We start from the raw sequence: 20,110 nt of genomic DNA, 5'->3' as shown, positions 1-20,110 counted from the left end.
GTTGTCCACTTGGTTATCCACAGGTTAGAGCACAGTCCCTGTGGGTAACGAACGGAAAAATACCCGCTCGACTCAGTGGGACGTGTTGTAAGGCCGTCATCAGCGTTCGCTCGCCACTCACCTGACTCAGCGCGGCCTCCGCATCAACCGGTAGACCACAGGCACCACCAGCAGCGACAGCAAAGGCGCGCTGATCATCCCGCCGATCATGGGCGCTGCAATGCGCTGCATCACCTCGCTGCCGGTGCCCATGCCCCAGAACAGCGGCAGCAAGCCAGCCACGATGGTGGCCACCGTCATGGCCTTGGGCCGCACCCGCAGCACTGCGCCCTCCCGGATCGCCTCCAGCAACGACAGCTCGTCCGTGCGCCCGGCGTCCAGCCGTTCCTGCCACGCCTGCTTGAGGTAGATCAGCATGATCACGCCGAACTCGGCCGCCACACCCGCCAGCGCAATGAAACCCACCACGCTGGCCACCGACAGGTTGTGCCCGAGCAGCCACAGGAACCACACCCCACCCACCAGCGCGAACGGCAGCGTGGCCATGATCAGCAGGGCTTCGTCGAAGCGGCGGAAGATCAGGTACAGCAGCACGAAGATGATGAGCAACGTGACCGGCACCACCAGCTTGAGCTTGGCGGTGGCGCGCTCCAGGAATTCGAACTGCCCCGACCACGACACGGAGTACCCCGCGGGCAGCGCCACCTGCTCGGCTACCGCGCGCTGCATGTCGAGCACCGCGCCGCGCAGATCGCGCCCGCGGATGTCCACGTACACAAAGCCGGTCAGGCGCGCGTTTTCGCTGCGCAGCATGGGCGGGCCTTCGGTAATGCGCAGGTCGGCCACGTCGGACAGCACCAGGCGTTGCCCGGTGGGCGCCACGATGGGCAGTGCGCGCAGCTCGGGCAACGAGTCTCGCAGCTCGCGCGGGTAGCGCAGGTTGATCGGGAAACGCTGCAGGCCCTCCACCGTCTCACCGATGTTCATGCCGCCCACGCTGCCGGCCACGATGTCCTGCACGTCGGCGATGTTCAGGCCGTAGCGCGCGGCGTCACTGCGGCGGATGTCCACGTCGATGTAGCGTCCGCCAGTCAGCCGCTCGGCCAGCGCGCTGCTCACACCGGGCACGTTCTTCACCGCGCGCTCGATCTCGCCGGTGAGGCGGTCGATGGTGGCCAGGTCGGGTCCGGCCACCTTCACGCCCACCGGGCTCTTGATGCCGGTGGCCAGCATGTCGATGCGGTTGCGGATCGGCGGCACCCAGATGTTGGAAAGACCCGGCACGCGCACGGTGCGGTCGAGCTCTTCGATGAGGGCTTCGGGCGTGAGGCCGGCGCGCCATTCGCCTCTGGGTTTGAACTGGATCGTGGTCTCGAACATCTCCAGCGGCGCCGGGTCGGTGGCGGTCTCGGCGCGCCCGGCCTTGCCGTACACGCTCTGCACCTCGGGAATGGTCTTGATGAGGCGGTCGGTCTGTTGCAGCAGCTCGGCCGCCTTGGCGGCCGAGAGGCCGGGCAGCGCGGTGGGCATGTAGAGCAGATCGCCTTCGTCCAGCGGCGGCATGAACTCGCTGCCCAGCTGGCGCAGCGGCCAGATGCTGATCACCAGCACCAGCGCCGCCACCGCCAACGTGAGCTTCGGCGCCTTCAACACCGCGTCCAGCACGGGGCGGTACAGCGCGATCAGCGCGCGGTTCAGCGGGTTGGCGGCCTCAGCCGGTATGCGCCCGCGAATCAAATAGCCCATGAGCACCGGGATCAGCGTGACCGCCAAGCCGGCAGAGGCCGCCATGGCGTAGGTCTTGGTGAAGGCCAGCGGTGCAAACAACCGGCCTTCCTGCGCCTCCAGCGTGAACACCGGGATGAAGCTCAACGTGATGATGAGCAGCGAGAAGAACAGCGCCGGCCCGACCTCGGCCGCGGCGTCGCCGATCACGCGCCAGCGCGGCTCGCCTTGCAGCGTTTCGCCGGGGTGCTGATCCGCCCAGCGCTCCAGGTGCTTGTGGGCGTTTTCGATCATCACGATGGCCGCGTCCACCATGGCACCGATGGCGATGGCGATGCCGCCCAGCGACATCACGTTGGCGTTGATGCCCTGCTGCTGCATCACGATGAAGGCCATCAACACGCCCAGCGGCAGCGAGATGCTGGCCACCAGCGCGCTGCGCAGGTGGAACAAAAAGGCCAGGCACACCAGCGCCACCACGATGAACTCCTCCAGCAGCTTTTCACCGAGGTTCTTCACCGCGCGCTCGATCAGGCCCGAGCGGTCGTACACCGGCACGATCTCCACACCGGCGGGCAGGCTGCGCTGCAGCTCGGCCAGCCGCGTCTTCACCGCCGCGATGGTCTGCAGCGCGTTCTTGCCCGAGCGCATCACCACCACACCGCCCACGGCTTCGCCCTCGCCGTTGAGCTCGCCAATGCCGCGCCGCATCTCGGGCCCGGTCTGCACCCGCGCCACATCGCCCAGGCGCACCGACACACCGCTGGCGCTGGTGATCAGGGGGATGGCGCGAAAGTCGTCCAGCGTCTTCAGGTAGCCACTGGCGCGCACCGCGTACTCGGCCTCGCCCAGCTCCAGTACCGAGCCCCCGGCCTCCTGGTTGCCGCGCGCCACCGCCTCGGCCACCATGGCCTGCGTCACGCGGTAAGCGGCCATCTTGTCGGGGTCGAGCACGATCTGGTACTGCTTGACCATGCCGCCCACGCTGGCGACCTCGGCCACGTCCGGCACGGTCTTGAGCTCGAAGCGCACGAACCAGTCCTGCAGGGCGCGCAGCTGTGCCACGTCCTGCCCGCCGGTGCGGTCGATCAGGGCGTACTGGTAGATCCAGCCCACGCCAGTCGCGTCGGGCCCGATGGAGGAAGACGCCCCGCGGGGCAGCCGCGCCTGCACCTGGTTGAGGTACTCGAGCACGCGCGAGCGTGCCCAGTACGGGTCCACCTCGTCTTCAAACAGCACGTACACGAAGCTGTCGCCGAACATCGAGAAGCCACGCACCGCGCGCGCGCCCGGCACCGAGAGCATGGTGGTGGTCAGCGGGTAGGTAACCTGGTTCTCCACGATCTGAGGTGCCTGCCCGGGCCAGGTGGTGCGGATGATGACCTGCGTGTCGGAGAGATCGGGCAGGGCATCCAGCGGCGTGCGCTGCAGGGCCACCACGCCCCAGGCGCTCAGCAGCGCGGTGGCCAGCAACACCAGAAAGCGGTTGGCAATGCTCCAGCGGATCAGACCGGCGATCATTTGCGAGGCTCCGGCGCCACGCGCTGCAGGCTGGTGATGCGCGGCACCTCGCCGTCCTGCATTTCAAACTCGATCTGCAGCCGGTCGCCGGCTTCCAGATCGCGCGGCTGCTGTGCGCGCGGCGGCAGCTGGAAGTCCATCTGCATCTGCGGCCATTTCAGCGCGGGGATGGGTGGGTGCGTGAGCGTGACCGTGTCTCCGCTGAGCGCATCGATCACCGCGTCGGTGGTGTAGCGCGGAGGTGTGGGCGCGGGTTCCTGGTTGAGACGTGCTTCGAGCCCGCGCAGGCTGGCTTCGGAGTCGATCAGGAACTGCCCCGACAGCACCACGCGCTGTCCCATTTGCAAACCAGCGCTGATCTCGGTCTGGCCGCCCACCTCCAGGCCTGCGGTCACTTCCACCGGGCGGAAGCGCCCGCCGTCTTCGGCCACCATCACCACGCTGCGCCGCCCGGTGTGGATCACGGCGTCGCTGGGAACCAGCAGCGTGGCTGCGGCCTTCGGGCGGTCCAGCCGCATGCTCACCAGCATGCCGGGCACCAGCCGCCCCTGCGGATTGGCCAGCTCGACCCGTGCGCGGATGGTGCGCGTGACGGCGTCCACCTCGGGCAGCAAGGCCTGCACCTGGCCTTCGAACGTCTGACCCGGCGCGCCGGGGCTGGTGGTGCGCACGCGCGCACCCGGTCGCAGCAGCGCGGCCTGGCTCTCGGGCAAGGCCCCCTCGGCCCACACCGTGCGCGTGCCCTGCAGGCGCATCAGCGTCATGCCCGGCATCACGGTGGCGCCCTCGCGCACCATGAGCTCGCTCACGATGCCGGCGATGGGCGCGGTGAGCGTGAAGCGCGGCTGCACCAGGCCCGAACTCACCACGCGCTGGATGTGCGCGGGCGCCATGCCGGTCTGGCGCATGCGCTGGCGCGCGGCATCCTTCAATGTGTCGGTGCCATCACCGCTCAGGCGCGCCAGCGCCAGATACTCCTCCTGCGCGGCCACCCAGTCGGGCACGTACAGCTCGGCCAGCGGCGCGCCGGCAGCCACGCGGTCCAGCGCCGCTTTCACATGCAGTTTTTCCACGAAGCCCATGGCGCGCGAACTCAGCACCACCTGCTCACGCTCGTTCCAGACCACGTTGCCGACCGCCGTCACCTCCGACACCAGCGAGCCCTCTACCACCGGCGCGGTGCGCAGCCCCAGGTTCTGCTGGATGCGCGGGCTCACCGTGACGGTGCTGGCGTCCGCCGCATCGCCGCCGGCGTAGCGCGGCACCAGCATCATGTCCATGAAGGGCGACTTGGCCGGTGCCTCGAAGTTCTTGCCCGGCACCATGGGGTCGTGGTAGTTCAGGATGCGCCGGCCGGTGGCCGGGTCCACGTCCCCCGCCTTGAGCGATTCGCGGATGTGCCGGCGCGTGGCCTCCTCGCCTTGCGGGATGGTCCAAAGCGACGGGTCGTCGCTGGCGGTGGCACTGCCGGTGATGCCCGCCGCCGGCTGTGGGGCCGGCGTTGTGTGGCCCATGCCCTGCTGCATGCCCAGCCACCAGGCACCACCACCCACCGCAGCGAGTGCGGCCACAGCGGCCAGCGCAATGAGGGACGTCGTCTTGTTCATGGCTTCACTCCAGTCAAGGTGTCGGGGAACAGGTATTCGAGTTGTGCCCAGAGGCCGGCGGTTTCACGCTCCAGCGCCAGGCGCTCCAAGGCCAGGTTCAGCGCGTCGCGGCGCGCCTGCATCACGGCGCCCAGGCCTTCGCGCCCGCCCCGGTAAGCGGCCAGTGCCACCTCGGTGCGCTGCTTGGCCAGCGGCTCGCGCTGCGCATCCAGGTGCGCGAGCCGGGCCTGTCCCGCTTGCCAGTCCTGCCGCCAGCGCTGCACCTGCAGCACACGCGCGCGCGTCTGCTCCTCGCGCTCAGCCTCCAGTTCGTTCACGCGCGCCAGGCGCGCGGCGAGCTCTCGTTGTTGGCGCTGCGGCTTGTCCCACTGCAGCGGTACCGACACGCCGATCGACACCATGTTGGAGAACTGCGAGCCTCGCTGGCTGAACATGATCTCGGCGCTCCAGTCGGGCTTGAGTTCCTGGCGGGCCACCTCGGCCTCCGCCCGGGCCACCGCTTCGCGGGCTTGCAGGGCTTTGAGGTCTGGCAACTGGTCTGGGGTGTTGACTGGTGCGGGGTTAAACTGCATCGACGGCGGATCGGCCAGCGGCTGGTCGGGCGGACCGCCGGTGAAGCGCGCCAGCGTCAAGCGTGCGTTGGCGCGCTCGGCCTGCGCGCCGATCAGGCTTTGCTCCAGCTGGGCCAGCGCTTCGCGCGCGCTGAAGGAATCGGCCGTGGAGCCGCGCCCACCCCGCAGGGCTGCCTCGGTTGTCTGCACCAGCACACGCGTCTCGGTGATCTGCGCCTGCAGCAACCCAATGCGCTGCTCTTGCATGCGCCGCTCCAGCCAGGCCTGCGCCGCTTCGGTCTGCAGCACGGCTACACGCTGTGCTCGTTCGCTCAACGCCGCGTCTGCCTCACGCTCGAATCGCTCGCCCCGGGCGCGGCGCTTGTCCGCGTTGGGCAGGGTCTGCATGAGCGCGACGGAGCGCATGGTCATGAAATCGCGCGTGGTGCTGAAGCGCTCAGGCCCATCCACCGGCAGGTTGTCCAGCGAGAGGCGCAGCACCGGGTCGGGCCGCTGTGCAGCAGCCACCGCCATCTCGCGGGCGCCATGCGCAGCAGCGGTCGAGGCATCAAGACTGCGAGAGCGCGCCACGGCTGCGCTCACCGCGCCGCTGAGGCTCAGAGGTTCGTCGGCGGCGACGGCGGGTGTGAACGCCACGAGAAAACCCGCGAAGGCGAGCCCAGCACGTGCGAGAAAAAAAGAAGGGTGTCCCATGTCTGAACTCCGGAGCAGGCACGCCCGGGCTCAATGACCCTGGCAGCGTACGGATACAGCACCACCGGAAGGTGGCCTGCGCTTTGCGGGATTTCAGACGGAAGTGGGAGGACGCCAGAGGCGCGACGTCGCGCCCGGAGGTAGGCTGCGCCAAGCGGGCGCTTGAGGGTCCTGGGTGACCGGGGTCTGGGCCACGAGGGATGGGAAAGACGACAAGCCTGCAGCGGGCGCGACGCAGCTCTGAACACTCTTGCAGGGCTGGCCGGTGCGCTCAAAGGTGGCCATGTTGTTGCAGCAGTCTTCCACGGCCTCGGCCAAGGTGGCTGCCATCACGTCGGGTTCATCCGACATGGCCATCATGCGCTGCATGGGACATGGCGCGGCAAAGCCCTGCACAGCCGCAAATCCCTGCAGGGGCAGCAGCAGACACAGGACGAGGACGAGCAAGCGGCGCATGGCTGTATTCTATGGCGCGCAGACAGACTGCGCTTGCCTGATTGGAAAGCCTGCCCGAACAAGGCACCATAGACTGTTCAGAGCGAGCCAATCTGTACTTGGAGGCCAACGTGGACATTGCTGCGCATGCGCTGTGGGCGGGAGCGGGCGTCGTCCTGCTGTTGCGCCACCGTCCAATACCCGTTGCAACTGGTCTTGCCACTGCCGCAATGGCGGCGTTGCCGGATCTGATGCACATGTTGCCTGTGGCTACGTGGGCTCTCTTGAACGGGCTGCCGGCCGAGTTCATGACCTATGTCCGAGCGCTGCCGGAAAGGGTACAGCCTTTACCCGAGAGCGTGGAACTGTGGTCGCACCATCTCCATTGCATCTTTCACAGCGGGGTGATCGCCATGGCAGTGACGCTGGTCGCTTGGCGATGGACTCGTGCCTTCTGGCTGCCGTTGGCCGGATGGTGGTCGCACATCCTCATTGATGTATTCACCCACTCGGACGACTTCTTTCCGTCTCCAGTCCTCTACCCGCTCACCTACCGAGGATTTGATGGCGTTGCCTGGAACACGCCTTGGTTTGTCGTCGCCAACTACTCGGCGCTCGCGCTCGTCTGGGTTTGGCTGTTGGCGACGCGAAGAGAACGAGATCCATGAGAGCCCGGAAACTGCAGGCAGAACCGCGTTGTTCCCTCCGACGAAGTAACCGACGCGCTCCCGCCGTGAGCGAGCATGATGGCCTTGGTAATGGCCAGACCCAGGCCAGCACCATCGGATGAGGGATGCGCGCGCGCCTTGTCCACGCGATAGAAGCGATCAAACAGGCGCGGCAGGTCGACCGCATCAACGGGGTCGCCGGTGTTCGTGACACACAGGTTGGTGCCATCCCCCTGAGGCTCGACGGTCAGTGCAACCTCGGAGCGAGGGTGCGCGTGCCGCAGTGCGTTGGACAGCAAATTGCTGATGGCTCTTCGAATCATCAGTCGATCACCCACCACGCTACCCGCTCCCACCACCCGAAGGCGAAGTTCTTTGTCCTCGGCGACCGCATCGTAGAAATCCAGAAGGCTCTTCGCCTCGTCTTCGAGTGCGACGTCTTCGCGATTCGGCAGCTGGATGCCGTGGTCCGTCTTGGCGAGAAACAGCATGTCAGACACCATGCGCGCCAGGCGCTGGAACTCCTCGGCGTTGGACGCGAGGATGTCGCGGTAGGTTTCTGGATCACGGTGCTGCGACAGGGACACCTGTGTTTGTGTCAGCAGGTTGCTGATGGGGGTGCGCAGCTCGTGGGCGATGTCGCTTGAGAATTCCATGAGCTTCGCAAAATCCTGCTGCAGCCGCTCCAGCATGGTGTTGAGGCTGTTGGCCAGCTCGGCCATCTCCACGGGCACAGCGTCGATCGGCATGCGTTGGTCGAGCTTGTGGGCCGTCACCTTGAGCGCGCGCTCCTTCATGGTCCGCAGCGGGGCCAAACCGCTACGGGCCGCCCACCACCCCAGCAAACCGCTGAGCAGGGTGGCCAGCACCACGTAGATCGCCAACTGCTGGCGCAGCATCTGCATGAAATGGGTGTGGTGTTGCGTGTCCAGCGCGAGTGTGAGGCGCATGCTCTGCCCTGGACCTGCCGCGCCACCGGGTATCTGTGCTACGGACAGCTCGGTGCTCATGCCTCGCAATTGCCGTTCACCAGCGGCCCAGTCCAGGGGCTGGTCTGCGGCGCTTCGCCCAGCGAGTTCCGCTGGAAACGTGATGCCGCCGGTGCCAAACAGCAGCTCGTCACCGCGCGTGAGCGAGATGAAAAGGCCTTGATGGCTGTTGAGCGATTCGTCCAGCTTGGCAGACAGCTCGGCTGACTTCGGCGTCTCATCCACGATCTTCTGAATGAGCTGCACCTTGTCCAGCAGGTAGTCGCGGTCAAGGTCGATGAAGTGCAGATGCGTGGACCACGCCACCAGGACACCAAGGCCCAGCAGCACCGCAGCCGAAACCAACGTGTACAGAAACGTGAGTCGTGCGGTGAGGGTCAAGCGCCGGATCATCAGGATTGCTCCGGCACTTCCAGCACGTAACCCATGCCTCGTACCGTCTGCAACAGGCGGCATTCAAACCCGTCATCCACCTTGACACGCAGCCGTCGCATGGCCACTTCGATCACGTTGGTGTCGCTGTCGAAATTGACATCCCACACCTGGGAGGCGATCAGCGAACGTGGCAACACCTCACCCTTGCGCCGCATCAGCAACTCCAGCAAGCCGAACTCCTTGGCGGTCAGGTCGATGCGCTTGCCCGCGCGGGTGACCCGGCGGCGCAGCAAGTCCAGCTCCAGATCCGCGACCTGCAGGGTGGTGGGCTCCATCCCCGAGCGCCCCCGGCGCAGGATGGTGCGCACCCTGGCCAACAGCTCGGAGAACGAAAACGGTTTGACCAAATAGTCGTCCGCACCGAGTTCCAAACCTTTGACGCGGTCATCCACATGGTCCTTGGCGGTCAGGAACAGCACCGGCATCTCCCGGCCCTGGGCGCGCAGACCCTTGAGCACCTGCCAGCCGTCCATGCCGGGCAGCATGACGTCCAGGATGACGAGGTCGTGGTCGCCTTCCAGCGCCTGGTGCAGCCCGTCCACGCCGTTGTTGAGCAACTCAACCGCGTAGCCCGCCTCGCGCAGGCCCATGCACAGGTACTCGCCCGTCTTGCGCTCGTCTTCAACAATCAAGATTTTCACATTCACTCCTGGCGTGATTTTCACTGCCAGCGCCCTCCTGCAACCGAACCTGACAACTTTGTAATGAAACCGACAGGTTCATGACGGGTTGCCCTTTGCACACTGCCCTCAGCTTGAAACAGTTGAACAGGAGCAAATCAGTGATACATCGACTTCCCCCCTCTCCATCATTTCGGACCCTAGTGTTGGGTGTGCTGGCGCTTCCTTTGGTGGTGTCTGCCCAGATCGCACCGGCGCCTGCCGAGAAGAGCTGGCGTGAAGCCAACGACGCCGTGGGCCAGTACAAGCGAGGCCACGCCGACATTCTCAAGTGGGAAAAAGAGAACGTTCCGGTTGCGCCAAGCGAGGAGCAGGCAACCCCCAGTCTGAGCCTGATGACGGCTGAAGACGCGGTGCGCCAAGCCTGGCGGGCACACCTTGAGCTGGTGAAGCCCATGAATCGGATCGGAACTGCGAATGTGGACCTGATCGCCAAAGGCCAGTGGGTCGAGCTTGATCCCATCCATCAGCGCAAGGTCGATGACATGGACGAGCTGCTGGAAGTCGCCGCGCAGGGCCGCAAGGCGTGGTTTCAGGCGGTCGCCGCCCGCCAGGTGCTCAAGCAGCACCGCGATGCCCTGGACGCGGCCGAGGCCGGCAACGAACTGGGTCGCCGCATGGTGAGCGTGGGCAACTGGAGCAAGCTCCAGCAGGCCCAGGTTCAGCTGGCCCAGTCATCCGCAAAGATGAATATGCGACGCGCACAGAACGCCGCCACGCAGGCAGAGGCCTCACTCATCAAAACGTTGGGCCTCACCGGCATGCACAGCACTGTTGCGCTGCCTGACCGTCTGCCCGATGTACCGGTCCAAGCCTTGTCACCACAGGTTCTGGATACACGCGCCGCAGCCATCGCATCTCAACTGCCGCGCGCCGAGGGTATGCGCAACGGCGCCAACGCCCGCTTGGCTCGCCAGGCCTACCTCTCAAGCCACGCCCTGGCCGTGAGTGCGCGCGAGGAAGTGCTGAAGGTTCGCGAGTTCATCACCGAAGAAACCGTTCTTCACTACAACGGCATGCTCAAGAGCGTGTGGGACTTGTTGGGTGAGGTTTCCAGCCAGTCACAAGCCGTGGCCAGTGCCATCGAAGCGCAGCGCGACTTCTGGATCGCCGAGACCGATCTGCAGTGGGTCCTGCAAGGCGGGGCTCCGGACAGTTTTGTCTCCCTGGGTGGAGGCGGCGGTGAGCCCGCTGCCGCCGCTGGCCACTGATCGCATCGAACACACAGAAAGAAAACCAACATGAGTCTCCTCAATTCACGTCGCCAGTTTTTCGCGGGTGCTGCAGCTTCGGTGGCGGGTCTTGCAGTCGCCCGCTCTGCCATGGCCGCCCTGCCTGAACCTGTCTACCAAACGTCTGTGGACACAGCACCTCCCTTGGTGCCCACCACCGGGCGCCCGTACAACCCGGTGGTCACACTCAACGGCTGGACCCTGCCCTGGAAGATGAACAACGGCGTCAAGGAATTCCACTTGGTGGCGGAGCCTGTGGTGCGGGAAGTCTCGCCAGGCTTCAAGGTCAACATGTGGGGCTACAACGGCCAGAGCCCGGGACCGACCATCGAAGTGGTCGAGGGCGACCGTGTGCGCATCTTCGTCACCAACAAGCTGCCCGAGCACACCACCATCCACTGGCACGGCCAGCGCCTGCCCAGCGGTATGGACGGTGTGGGCGGCCTCAACCAGCCCGCCATCCCCGTGGGCAAAACCTTCGTGTATGAGTTCGAGGCGCGTCGCCCCGGCACCTTCATGTACCACCCCCACGCGGACGAAATGGTCCAAATGGCCATGGGCATGATGGGCATGTGGGTCACCCACCCCAAGGGCAAGCATCCCCACATCAGCGAGGTGGATCGCGACTTCTGCTTCCTGCTCAATGCCTTTGACGTTGAGCCTGGCAGCAAGACGCCCAAGACCGCCACGATGACCGACTTCAACATCTGGTGCTGGAACAGCCGGGTGTTTCCCGCGATCGACACCCTCAACGTGCGTCTGAACGACCGCGTGCGGATCCGCGTGGGCAACCTCACCATGACCAACCACCCGATTCACCTGCACGGGCACGAGTTTCTGGTGACCGGAACCGACGGCGGCCCAACGCCCCCAAGCACGCGTTGGTACGAGGTCACGACCGACGTGGCCGTGGGACAGATGCGCCAGATCGAACTGATCGCCGACGAAGAAGGCGACTGGGCCATGCACTGCCACAAGAGCCACCACACCATGAACGCCATGGGCCACGACGTGCCCACCATGATCGGCGTGGACCACCGTGGCCTGGTCAACAAGATCCAGAAAGTGGTGCCCGACTACATGATGATGGGCGAGCGCGGCATGGCCGACATGGGCGAGATGCAGATGCCCATTCCCGACAACACCGCGCCCATGATGACCGGCACGGGCCAGTTTGGCCCGCTGGAGATGGGTGGCATGTTCACCGTGTTCAAAGTGCGCAAGGACCAGAAGCCGGGTGACTACAAGGACCCTGGCCCTTACAAGTTCCCCGAGGGTACCGTTGCGCACGAATGGACCGGTGCACCGCTGCCCGCAGTCAGGCCCAAAGCCAGCGCAGACACGACGCCCGCCGCCGCCAGTGCGGTCAAACCCACAGGCTCAACCATGAAGCACTGATCAGACATTCACGCCGATCCTACTCAACCAGACCACAGTCAACAAGGAAACTTCACATGCACATCACCAAAACCTTGATCGTGTCCGCCATGCTGGCGGCCTCAACTGCTTCATTTGCTCATGGCGAAAAGGAGCACGCCAAAGGAGCCACGCCTATGAAGATGGAGCAAAAAGAATGGGGCATCGGCGGCCACTCGAACGCCGTCAAACGCACCGTGGAAATCCGCATGACCGACAACATGCGCTTCACGCCCGATCTCGTTGAGGTCAAGCAAGGCGAGACGATCCGGTTCGTGCACGTCAACAACGGCAAGGTGATGCACGAGTTCGTGCTGGGCACCAAGAAAGAACTCGATGAGCACGCTGCAGCGATGAAGAAGTTCCCTGGTATGGAACACGACGAGCCGTACATGGCACACGTCGGTGCTGGCAAAAAGGGCGAGATCGTCTGGAACTTCAACAAGGTCGGTGAGTTCGACTTCGCCTGCCTGCTGCCGGGCCATTACGAAGCCGGTATGGTCGGCAAGATCAAGGTCGTTGCCAAGTAAACATCACTGCTCAGAACATCTCAACCCAGGATCAACATCATGAACAAACACACGAAAACTGTCGCGCGACTTCTCACCGCTGCCGCACTCTCCCTGTCCTTGCCTTTGATGGCACAAGCGGGTGCAGACCACAGCAAAATGGGAATGGATCACAGCAAGATGACCATGACAGCCACACCCGGCATGACCGACGGCGAAATTCGCAAGATCGACAAAGAGAACGGCAAAGTCACGATCAAGCATGGCGAGATCAAACACATGGACATGCCTCCGATGTCCATGGTGTTCAACGTCAAGGACAAAGCCATGCTGGACAAAGTCCAGGTGGGCGAGAAGATCCAGTTCATCGTCATTCAGGACGCCGGCAAGATGGTCGTCACCGACATCAAAGCGATGAAGTGATTTGACTTTGCTGACCCTCTGGGTCGGTTGGGGTGAAGGGATCGGTTGTCATGACCGATCCTTTTTTTGCATGGGTGACGCCTTTCCTGCTCTGCGAATCCGATCCGACACAGTCTCGCAACCCATGGGCAGGCGTAGGTTGGCGCACAGGCAATCCAAGCATCGTTGTCGATGATGGTGAACCTGCCTCTAGGTACTTTCTAGGAAATCACATGAACCATCAATTTACCCCCAAAAGGTTTGCCACTGTCCCTTTTAAGGCGCTGTGCGCCATCTCGCTGACTGTGCTCATGTCGCTGTCGGCGAATGCCCAGTCCACCCCAGCCGCAGGCCCGGCGACGATGCCTATGGCCGATATGCACAAAGGCGCCACAGGTGCACACGACATGAAAGGTTCCATGATGATGGGCATGGACGAAATGCAGAAGATGACGATGTCGGGTAACACCGACAAGGACTTCGCAATGATGATGAAGATTCATCACCAGCAAGCATTGAACATGGCCGAGATGCAGCTCAAGACCGGCAAGTCACCCGAGATGAAGGCCATGGCAAAACAGATTATCGTGGTGCGCTGCCCCCAGATTTCGTAGCGCTGTGATCTAGAGCCCGGGGGATTGCATCGTAGTGGATGCGGTGGTTTGCGATGTGCCGCCAGCGCGCTGGCGGCACATCGCGGCGAATACGGCCGGCGGCACGTACCCTAAGGTACTGTGTGGCCGGTGGTGGTTGTAGTCCTCGCGCCAGTTGTCGATGACGCTGCGCATGTGGCTCAGGCTGGCAAACCAGTGCTGCGACAGACACTCGTCGCGGAAGCGGCTGTTGAAGCTCTCGATGTAGGCGTTCTGTACCGGCTTGCCCGGCTGGATGAAGCGCAGCTCCACCCCGTTTCTGGCCGCCCAGGCCTGCATCGTGCGTCCCGCGAACTCCGGACCGTTGTCGGTCCGGATCACCTTGGGCAGGCCTCGCTGGGCTGCCACCTGGTCGAGCACGCGCGCAACGTACAGCGCCGGGATTGAGGTGTCCACGGCGATCTGCACGACCTCCTTGCTGCAGTCATCGACCACCGTCAGCGTCTTCACCCGTCGGCCGTTGGCCAGCTCGTCAAACACGAAGTCCATGCTCCACACCTCGTTGGGTTGCTTGGGGCGTACCAAGGGCTGCCTCTCGGGCACGGGCAGCTTCTTGCGCCGGCGCTTGCGCACCATCAGACCTTCCTCGCGGTAGATCCGGTAGGTGCGCTTGACGTTGATGGCCCAGCCGTCGAATCGCAGACGGTTGTGCAGCATGCGGTAGCCGTGGCGGCGGTGCTGGCCGGCGAGCTGCGTCAGGCGCTCGCGCAGCTCCCCATTGCCGTCGTCGCGGGGTAGGTAGCGCAGGGTGCTGGCGCTCATGCCCACCAGCCGCAGCGCTTGGCGTTCGCTTAGGCCCAGCTCCTGCAACTGCCGAACGACCTCCCGACGGGCCGCCACGGCCTTCACTTTCCCTTGAGCACCTCGCGCATCGCGTCGATCTCAAGCATCGAGTTGGCCAGCAGCTTCTTGAGCTTGGTGTTCTCGGCTTCCAACGACTTCAGCCGCTGTGCGTCCGAGACGTTCATGCCGCCGAACTTGGCCTTCCAGGCGTAGTAACTCGGTTCGCTGAAACCGTGTTTCCTGCACAGCTCCTTGACTGGCAGCCCGGCATCGGCTTCGCGCAGGAAGCCAATGATCTGTTCCTCGGTGTATCGCTTCTTCATCGGTCCGATCTCCTTCTCGGGTTGATCGGACTCTAGACCTACGCGCTACAGATATCGGGAGGCAGCGCAGTGGCGCAAAAGAAAGAGATCGCTCAGTTCGACAAGTGGCTTGCCAAGCAGAAGTGATCTGTATGGCAAGGGCACAGCGGCGGTGCTGCTGACATACGCATAGGCGCCGGCTCAGGCACTCAACGAAGCGTCATTCTTCAAGGCTGCAATCAGCGGGCATCGCACCGTGCCCCTGGATGCGCCACACTGGCTAATCAATCCCTCAAGCACTGCTTCCATCCGGCGCAGGTCCTCAAGCCTGCCCTTCACATCCGCGAGCTTGGTCTGAGCTTTGATTCGGGCTTGGACACAACTGGCGCCATCGTCGAGTTGCAGCAGCTCGGCTATCTCGTCCAAGCTGAATCCGAGGCGCTGCGCCGACTTGATGAAATGAAGGCGAGAACGGGCAGCTTCTGCGTAGCGTCGAATCCCGCCAGATGGGCGGAGCGGCTCAGGCATCAATCCCTTTCGTTGGTAGAAGCGGACGGTCTCCACATTGACGTCGGCTGCCTTGGCCAATTCGCCTATCGTCATGTTGGACTCGGAAGGTGTGTGGATATCGCTCATATCGCTTGACTCCGTACTTGGGTACGGAGCTAAGGTTATCTCATGTCAACGCACACCACCACCCAGAACTCACCCGCCTTCAGTCCCGCTACCGAGCACGGAGGCACAGCCCTGCTTGCCGGTGGTCTGGCAGCCCTCATTGCATCGGCCTGCTGCCTGGGCCCACTGGTGTTGATCCTGGTGGGCATCTCGGGCGCCTGGATCAGCCATCTCACGGCCTTGGAGCCCTATCAACCGCTGTTCATGGGTGTATCGCTGGCGGCGCTGTTCTTTGCGGCAAGAAGCATCTGGAGGCCAGCGGCTGCCTGCGAAGCAGGTCAGGTGTGCGCGATCCCCCGCATCAACCGCATCTACAAACTGCTGTTCGGTGTCGTGGTGTTGCTTCTAGCCACCGCGATGGCATTCCCGCTGATCGCACACTGGTTCTATTGATGAAAGGTCTGACTGTGAAACGCATTCTGATTGCTGCCGGATTTGTCCTGAGCCCGTTTGCATGGGCTGCGCAGCAAACTGCCACCCTCTCCGTCCCTGGCATGTCCTGCGCTACTTGCCCGATCACGGTCAAGAAGGCGCTGACGAAACTCGCCGGCGTGGTCGAAGTGAAGTCCAACTTGGATAGAAGGGAGACCACGGTTGTGTACGACGACACCCAGACTTCATTGGACGCCCTGACCCGAGCAACGAAGGACGCCGGCTTTCCGTCCACTATCACGGGAGTCAGGCCTTGACCGAGGTGCTCCTGACGTCGGTGTTGACCTGTCCGCAATGCGGGTACGCCAAATCCGAGACGATGCCCACCGATGCTTGTCAGTGGTTTTATGAGTGTGAAGAATGCCACGCGGTCATCCGACCAGAGTCGGGTGACTGCTGCGTTTTTTGCTCCTACGGAACGGTTCCTTGTCCACCGATTCAGCAAGGAAAATCGCCAGGCTGCGGCAAGCCTGCCTGACTTTTCGCTGACCGAAATGTCATGCATTCGCAAGCTGCCGGTCATGGGTGCCTCGCTACATTGAACCTGTACCTCGTACCACATTGATTCAGCCGAACAGTGTGATTTGTTCTTGAAGGAGACCCTCCATGATTCGCAAGCTCAGCATTCTCGCCCTCTCCCTGGCCGCACTGGCACCGGCCTTCGCAATGGACGCCGCAAGGTCCGAGGCCAAGGAGGTCATCGCACTCCAGAACGGTGAACTTCTCTACGTCTTCAAGGACGGCCTGATGGCAAAAGAAGGCAAGTTTGGAAGAGTGATTCACCTCCGTAAAGGCGAAGTCGTTCAAACCGCTGACGGCAAAAGCATCACGACGATGGGTAACGAAACCGCACGTTTGAATTCCCTGTTGAACAAGGGACACGGGAACTGACCTACCGGCGATTTATCCAGGCGGGGACGATCAAAAGGTCCCTGACCACGCAGCCCTCCCGCCGTGACCGGTGCGAGGGCTTTTTTTTGCGGATCAGCGATCTGGACACAAGTTGCACAACAACCCCTTCGTCTGAGAAAAACGCCACGCAATCGCTGAGGCCTTTGACCGCAGCACAAACCGGTCAAATGAAACTGGGCGCCATACGAAGAACCAACGCTTCATGTCTTGCCACGCCGTAAGCGCAGCGCGTTGCCAATCACCGAGACTGAGCTCAAGCTCATGGCCAGCGCCGCAATCAAAGGCGACAGCAGCCAGCCTGTCAGTGGATACAGCACACCGGCCGCAATAGGGATGCCCAGCGCGTTGTACAAAAAGGCGAACACCAGGTTCTGCTTCATGTTGTCCACAGTCGCTTCGGACAACGCGCGCGCAACCGCAATCCCTCGCAGGTCGCCCTTGATCAGCGTGATTTGCGCACTGTTCATCGCCACGTCGGTCCCGGTACCCATGGCCACACCCACATCGGCCTTGGCCAGTGCTGGGGCATCGTTGATACCGTCACCCGCCATGGCCACCACGCGGCCTTCCTTTTGCAGTTTTTCCACCAGAAGCAGTTTGTCGGCCGGCTTGACCTCACCGTGCACCTCGTCGATGCCCAAGCGTGCTGCAACGGCTCTGGCCGTGGTCAGTCCGTCTCCGGTCGCCATCACGATGCGCAGACCGGATGCCTTGAGCGTCGCCAGCGCTTCCGGCGTGCTGACCTTGACCGGATCGGACACCGCCAACAGGCCCATCAGCTGTCCATCAACGGCCAGATGCATCACGCTGGCGCCCTCCGAGCGCAATGCTTCGGCTTGCGGTATCAAGGCGGCCACCGAGACCCCGATCTGCGCCATCAGCGTGGTGTTTCCCAGAGCCAGCTCACGTCCGCCCACCTGCCCACGCACGCCAATGCCCGAGCTGGATTCAAAGTTCTCGGGTTTATCCAACGACATGCCGCGCTCGCGGGCGGCGCGCACGATGGTCTCAGCCAGTGGGTGTTCACTGCCCTGGTCCAGGCTGGCGGCCAGGCGCAGCACCTCATCGGCATCAAAGCCAGGCGCAGGAACGGCGCGCTCAAACGTCGGACGGCCTTCAGTGAGCGTTCCGGTCTTGTCGATGATGAGGGTGTCGATCTTGCGCATGTTCTCGATGGCTGCTGCGTCTCGGAACAGCACACCGTGTGTGGCGCCCCGACCCGTGGCGACCATGATGGACATGGGCGTGGCCAGGCCCAGCGCGCAGGGACAGGCAATGATCAGCACGGCCACCGCGTTGATCAGGCCAAACACCCAACTCGGCTCGGGACCGAACAGACCCCAGCCGAAGAGGGTCAACAAGGCAATGCCCACAACAGCGAGGACAAAGTAGCCCGCCACCACGTCGGCCATGCGTTGCATCGGCGCTTTGGAACGCTGTGCCTGGGCCACCATCTGCACGATCTGCGACAGCATGGTGGACGCGCCGACACGCTCAGATCGCATCACCAGCGCGCCACTGGTGTTCAGCGTGGCGCCAATCACCTTGTCGCCCACGCGTTTGGTGACGGGCATCGGTTCGCCCGTGAGCATGGATTCATCGATCGCGCTGCCGCCTTCCGTGACCTCGCCGTCCACCGGCACCTTTTCTCCTGGGCGCACGCGCAGCAAGTCGCCAACATGAACATGGGTCAGTGGCACGTCCTCTTCGGTGCCGTCCTCCCGGATGCGCCGGGCGGTTTTTGGCGCCAGACGCAGCAACGACTTGATGGCCGCCGAGGTCTGTGACCGGGCCTTGAGTTCAAGCACCTGCCCGAGCAGCGTGAGCGAGATGATCACGGCAGCGGCCTCGAAGTACACCGCGACACGGCCCATGGAAATGAACGAGTCCGGGAACACCTGGGGCGTGACCGTGGCCACCACGCTGTACACAAAAGCCGCCCCGGTGCCCAGACCGATCAAGGTCCACATGTTGGGACTGCGGTTGACCACAGACTGCCAGCCGCGCGAAAAGAATGGCCAGCCCGCCCACATAACAATGGGAATCGACAGCACCAGTTCGATCCAGGTCTGGGTCGTGGATTCAAACCACTGCAGCCGATGACCAAACATGGCCAAGACAGTGACTAACAAGGTCAGCGGCAGCGTCCACCAGAAGCGGCGCTGGAAATCGCCCAACTCGGGGTTGTCATCGTCCTCAAGCTCCGGCAGCAAGGGCTCGAGCGTCATGCCGCACTTGGGACAGTTCCCCGGATGGCCCTGGCGAATTTCAGGGTGCATCGGACAGGTGTAGATTGCACCGGCCACCGCTGAAGAGGTCTCTGCGGGTGGCTTGGGCGCGAGGTATTGAAGCGGGTTCGCAGCGAACTTGCCTTGGCACTTGGCACTGCAAAAATAGAAGGTGCGGTCCTCGTGGGTCAGCATGTGACCAGACTGCGCCGTGACGGTCATGCCACACACGGGATCCTTCAGGCCCGTTGGTGGGGCCGATTCGGACAGCGCACTGCTGCCGTGATGTTGGTGTGCATTCATGTTGATCCGCCTATTTCCTGTCGTTGTGGGTACGCCCGGAGTCCTGCGGATGGCTGCCATGGCCCCCATGGCCGTTCCCGTGCATCAAGTGCATCAGCGGACAAGCGAGCAGCAGCAGGTAAGGCCAGTAACCCAGAACATGGCCCCAGTGCTCTCGCAGGAGGTAAAAGCCAGCGATCAGGGCGACCGTTACCAGTGCCATTCCTGCCGGGCGGCGCCAGAACGATGGCTCGTTGGATTCATTGTTGGATAGGTTCATTGCATTGCTCCTTCAGAGTTGCCTGCGAAAGGCTTGGGAGAAGGTGCCGCTCCGAGCGATCGATGTGCAGTTCAATCGCACCCGGGTTGAGCGTCAATCGCTTGTCAGTTGCCGGTGGGAGTGGTGACTGCACCCGGCATGCGCTGCATCATCATTTCCATCATGGTCTGCATCATGTCCATGCGCATCTCCATCATCTGATGGTGCTTGGACATGTCCATGGGCATGTCCTTCATGCCCGACATGCCTGGTGTGCCCGCCTTGCCGTGCATTCCGCCCATTGCCTTCATGCTCTTCATCATCTCCATGCCTTCGTGCATGGTTTTCATGTGCTCGTCCATCAAGGCTTGCCGCTCGGCTGGTGTCTTCACATTCATCATCTTGTCGCGCATGGCCTGCATGTCCTTCATGCGGCTTTGCACGGCGGTTGGCGCTGTGGACGCTGCAGCGGCTTGATGTGCGCTGTGGTCGTCGGCTTTGGATACCGAGGTTGCGCCGGTGACTGGTGCGCTCGGATTCGCGCAAGCCGTCAGCAACAAAGCGGTGGAGATCGCAAGGATGGTGCAGGAGGTTTTCATGGTTGTGCTCTTTGAATGAAGAGGGGTACCGCTACAGGCGGCTACAAGGTGGCGGACGCCAAAATGGAAAGGGGCCATACGGGCCGGTAGAGCGCAGGAGC

At 63.3% G+C, this 20,110-nt stretch carries 21 protein-coding genes; 10 read left to right on the top strand and 11 right to left on the bottom strand.

Features of this window, described 5'->3' with window-relative positions:
• Window positions 1–126: 126 nt before the first annotated feature.
• From AB7P10_RS04715 to AB7P10_RS04700, 4 genes are all read right to left on the bottom strand, one after another.
• Complete coding sequence (locus tag AB7P10_RS04715; RefSeq protein WP_428292684.1) at window positions 127–3,246, bottom strand: efflux RND transporter permease subunit; 3,120 nt, start codon at window positions 3,244–3,246, stop codon at window positions 127–129.
• A complete protein-coding gene (locus tag AB7P10_RS04710; protein ID WP_428292683.1) occupies window positions 3,243–4,853 on the bottom strand; it encodes an efflux RND transporter periplasmic adaptor subunit in 1,611 nt (536 codons plus the stop codon). Before AB7P10_RS04710 ends, AB7P10_RS04715 begins: the two co-directional genes overlap by 4 nt.
• Window positions 4,850–6,118: a TolC family protein gene (locus AB7P10_RS04705; RefSeq protein WP_428292682.1), complete on the bottom strand. Its 1,269-nt coding sequence runs from the start codon at window positions 6,116–6,118 to the stop codon at window positions 4,850–4,852. Before AB7P10_RS04705 ends, AB7P10_RS04710 begins: the two co-directional genes overlap by 4 nt.
• A gap of 93 nt (window positions 6,119–6,211) precedes the next feature.
• Window positions 6,212–6,574, bottom strand: a complete 363-nt coding sequence (locus AB7P10_RS04700) for a hypothetical protein (protein ID WP_428292681.1) — start codon at window positions 6,572–6,574, stop codon at window positions 6,212–6,214.
• Window positions 6,575–6,615: 41 nt separating this feature from the next.
• Between AB7P10_RS04700 and AB7P10_RS04695 the strand changes: the two genes are divergently transcribed.
• Entirely contained in the window at window positions 6,616–7,221 is a 606-nt protein-coding gene (locus AB7P10_RS04695; protein WP_428292680.1) for a hypothetical protein, read from the top strand.
• Here AB7P10_RS04695 and AB7P10_RS04690 read toward each other — a convergent pair.
• Window positions 7,158–8,591: a heavy metal sensor histidine kinase gene (locus AB7P10_RS04690; RefSeq protein WP_428292679.1), complete on the bottom strand. Its 1,434-nt coding sequence runs from the start codon at window positions 8,589–8,591 to the stop codon at window positions 7,158–7,160. The two genes, AB7P10_RS04695 and AB7P10_RS04690, sit on opposite strands and share 64 nt — an antisense overlap.
• A gap of 11 nt (window positions 8,592–8,602) precedes the next feature.
• Window positions 8,603–9,286, bottom strand: a complete 684-nt coding sequence (locus AB7P10_RS04685) for a heavy metal response regulator transcription factor (RefSeq protein ID WP_428292678.1) — start codon at window positions 9,284–9,286, stop codon at window positions 8,603–8,605.
• Window positions 9,287–9,471: 185 nt separating this feature from the next.
• Here AB7P10_RS04685 and AB7P10_RS04680 point away from each other — a divergent pair, with 185 nt between their 5' ends.
• From AB7P10_RS04680 to AB7P10_RS04660, 5 genes are read left to right on the top strand one after another with little or no spacing between them, the layout of a single operon-like run.
• Window positions 9,472–10,536: a hypothetical protein gene (locus AB7P10_RS04680; protein WP_428292677.1), complete on the top strand. Its 1,065-nt coding sequence runs from the start codon at window positions 9,472–9,474 to the stop codon at window positions 10,534–10,536.
• Window positions 10,537–10,566: 30 nt separating this feature from the next.
• Window positions 10,567–11,955, top strand: coding sequence for a multicopper oxidase family protein (locus AB7P10_RS04675; protein ID WP_428292676.1), 1,389 nt, complete (start codon window positions 10,567–10,569; stop codon window positions 11,953–11,955).
• Window positions 11,956–12,011: 56 nt separating this feature from the next.
• Window positions 12,012–12,503 carry a cupredoxin domain-containing protein gene (locus tag AB7P10_RS04670; RefSeq protein ID WP_086122172.1) on the top strand — a complete coding sequence of 164 codons (492 nt, stop codon included), beginning with the start codon at window positions 12,012–12,014 and terminating at the stop codon, window positions 12,501–12,503.
• Window positions 12,504–12,542: 39 nt separating this feature from the next.
• Window positions 12,543–12,905 (top strand): copper-binding protein, encoded by a 363-nt coding sequence (locus AB7P10_RS04665; protein WP_086122171.1) that lies wholly within the window; start codon window positions 12,543–12,545, stop codon window positions 12,903–12,905.
• A gap of 50 nt (window positions 12,906–12,955) precedes the next feature.
• A complete protein-coding gene (locus AB7P10_RS04660) occupies window positions 12,956–13,498 on the top strand; it encodes a DUF305 domain-containing protein (RefSeq protein WP_428292675.1) in 543 nt (180 codons plus the stop codon).
• 9 nt (window positions 13,499–13,507) lie between these two features.
• Here the strand turns inward: AB7P10_RS04660 and AB7P10_RS04655 are convergent.
• Together AB7P10_RS04655 and merR are read right to left on the bottom strand one after the other, a co-directional pair.
• Window positions 13,508–14,643, bottom strand: a protein-coding gene (locus AB7P10_RS04655) for an IS3 family transposase (protein WP_428292674.1) whose coding sequence is annotated in 2 segments (ribosomal slippage) — window positions 13,508–14,391 and window positions 14,391–14,643 — 1,137 coding nt in all. Because the reading frame shifts where the segments join, the coding sequence is not laid out codon by codon here.
• A gap of 180 nt (window positions 14,644–14,823) precedes the next feature.
• Window positions 14,824–15,258, bottom strand: a complete 435-nt coding sequence (gene merR / locus AB7P10_RS04650) for an Hg(II)-responsive transcriptional regulator (RefSeq protein WP_428292673.1) — start codon at window positions 15,256–15,258, stop codon at window positions 14,824–14,826.
• A 42-nt stretch (window positions 15,259–15,300) separates the two neighbouring features.
• Between merR and merT the strand changes: the two genes are divergently transcribed.
• The 4 genes from merT to AB7P10_RS04630 all read left to right on the top strand — a co-directional run bounded on the left by merT (window position 15,301) and on the right by AB7P10_RS04630 (window position 16,620).
• On the top strand, window positions 15,301–15,690 hold the full coding sequence (gene merT / locus AB7P10_RS04645) for a mercuric ion transporter MerT (protein WP_425724191.1): 390 nt from the start codon (window positions 15,301–15,303) through the stop codon (window positions 15,688–15,690).
• Window positions 15,690–15,986, top strand: a complete 297-nt coding sequence (gene merP / locus AB7P10_RS04640) for a mercury resistance system periplasmic binding protein MerP (protein WP_425724190.1) — start codon at window positions 15,690–15,692, stop codon at window positions 15,984–15,986. The genes merT and merP overlap by 1 nt, the downstream gene beginning before the upstream one ends.
• Window positions 15,983–16,207: a GDCCVxC domain-containing (seleno)protein gene (locus AB7P10_RS04635; RefSeq protein ID WP_425724189.1), complete on the top strand. Its 225-nt coding sequence runs from the start codon at window positions 15,983–15,985 to the stop codon at window positions 16,205–16,207. The genes merP and AB7P10_RS04635 overlap by 4 nt, the downstream gene beginning before the upstream one ends.
• 128 nt (window positions 16,208–16,335) lie before the next feature.
• Entirely contained in the window at window positions 16,336–16,620 is a 285-nt protein-coding gene (locus AB7P10_RS04630; protein ID WP_428292672.1) for a CopK family periplasmic copper-binding protein, read from the top strand.
• Between the two features lie 221 nt (window positions 16,621–16,841).
• On the opposite strand, the gene AB7P10_RS04625 is transcribed toward AB7P10_RS04630, so the two are convergent.
• The 3 genes from AB7P10_RS04625 to AB7P10_RS04615 all read right to left on the bottom strand — a co-directional run bounded on the left by AB7P10_RS04625 (window position 16,842) and on the right by AB7P10_RS04615 (window position 20,087).
• Entirely contained in the window at window positions 16,842–19,172 is a 2,331-nt protein-coding gene (locus AB7P10_RS04625; protein WP_428292671.1) for a heavy metal translocating P-type ATPase, read from the bottom strand.
• Window positions 19,173–19,182: 10 nt separating this feature from the next.
• Complete coding sequence (locus tag AB7P10_RS04620) at window positions 19,183–19,431, bottom strand: DUF2933 domain-containing protein (RefSeq protein ID WP_425724186.1); 249 nt, start codon at window positions 19,429–19,431, stop codon at window positions 19,183–19,185.
• A gap of 104 nt (window positions 19,432–19,535) precedes the next feature.
• Entirely contained in the window at window positions 19,536–20,087 is a 552-nt protein-coding gene (locus AB7P10_RS04615) for a hypothetical protein (protein WP_428292670.1), read from the bottom strand.
• Window positions 20,088–20,110: the final 23 nt, after the last annotated feature.

The sequence above is a fragment of the Hydrogenophaga sp. genome (assembly GCF_050182545.1).
GTDB lineage: Bacteria > Pseudomonadota > Gammaproteobacteria > Burkholderiales > Burkholderiaceae_C > Hydrogenophaga.
Note: the sequence above shows the minus strand (reverse complement) of the source record. Positions and strands in the feature narration are given on the sequence as shown.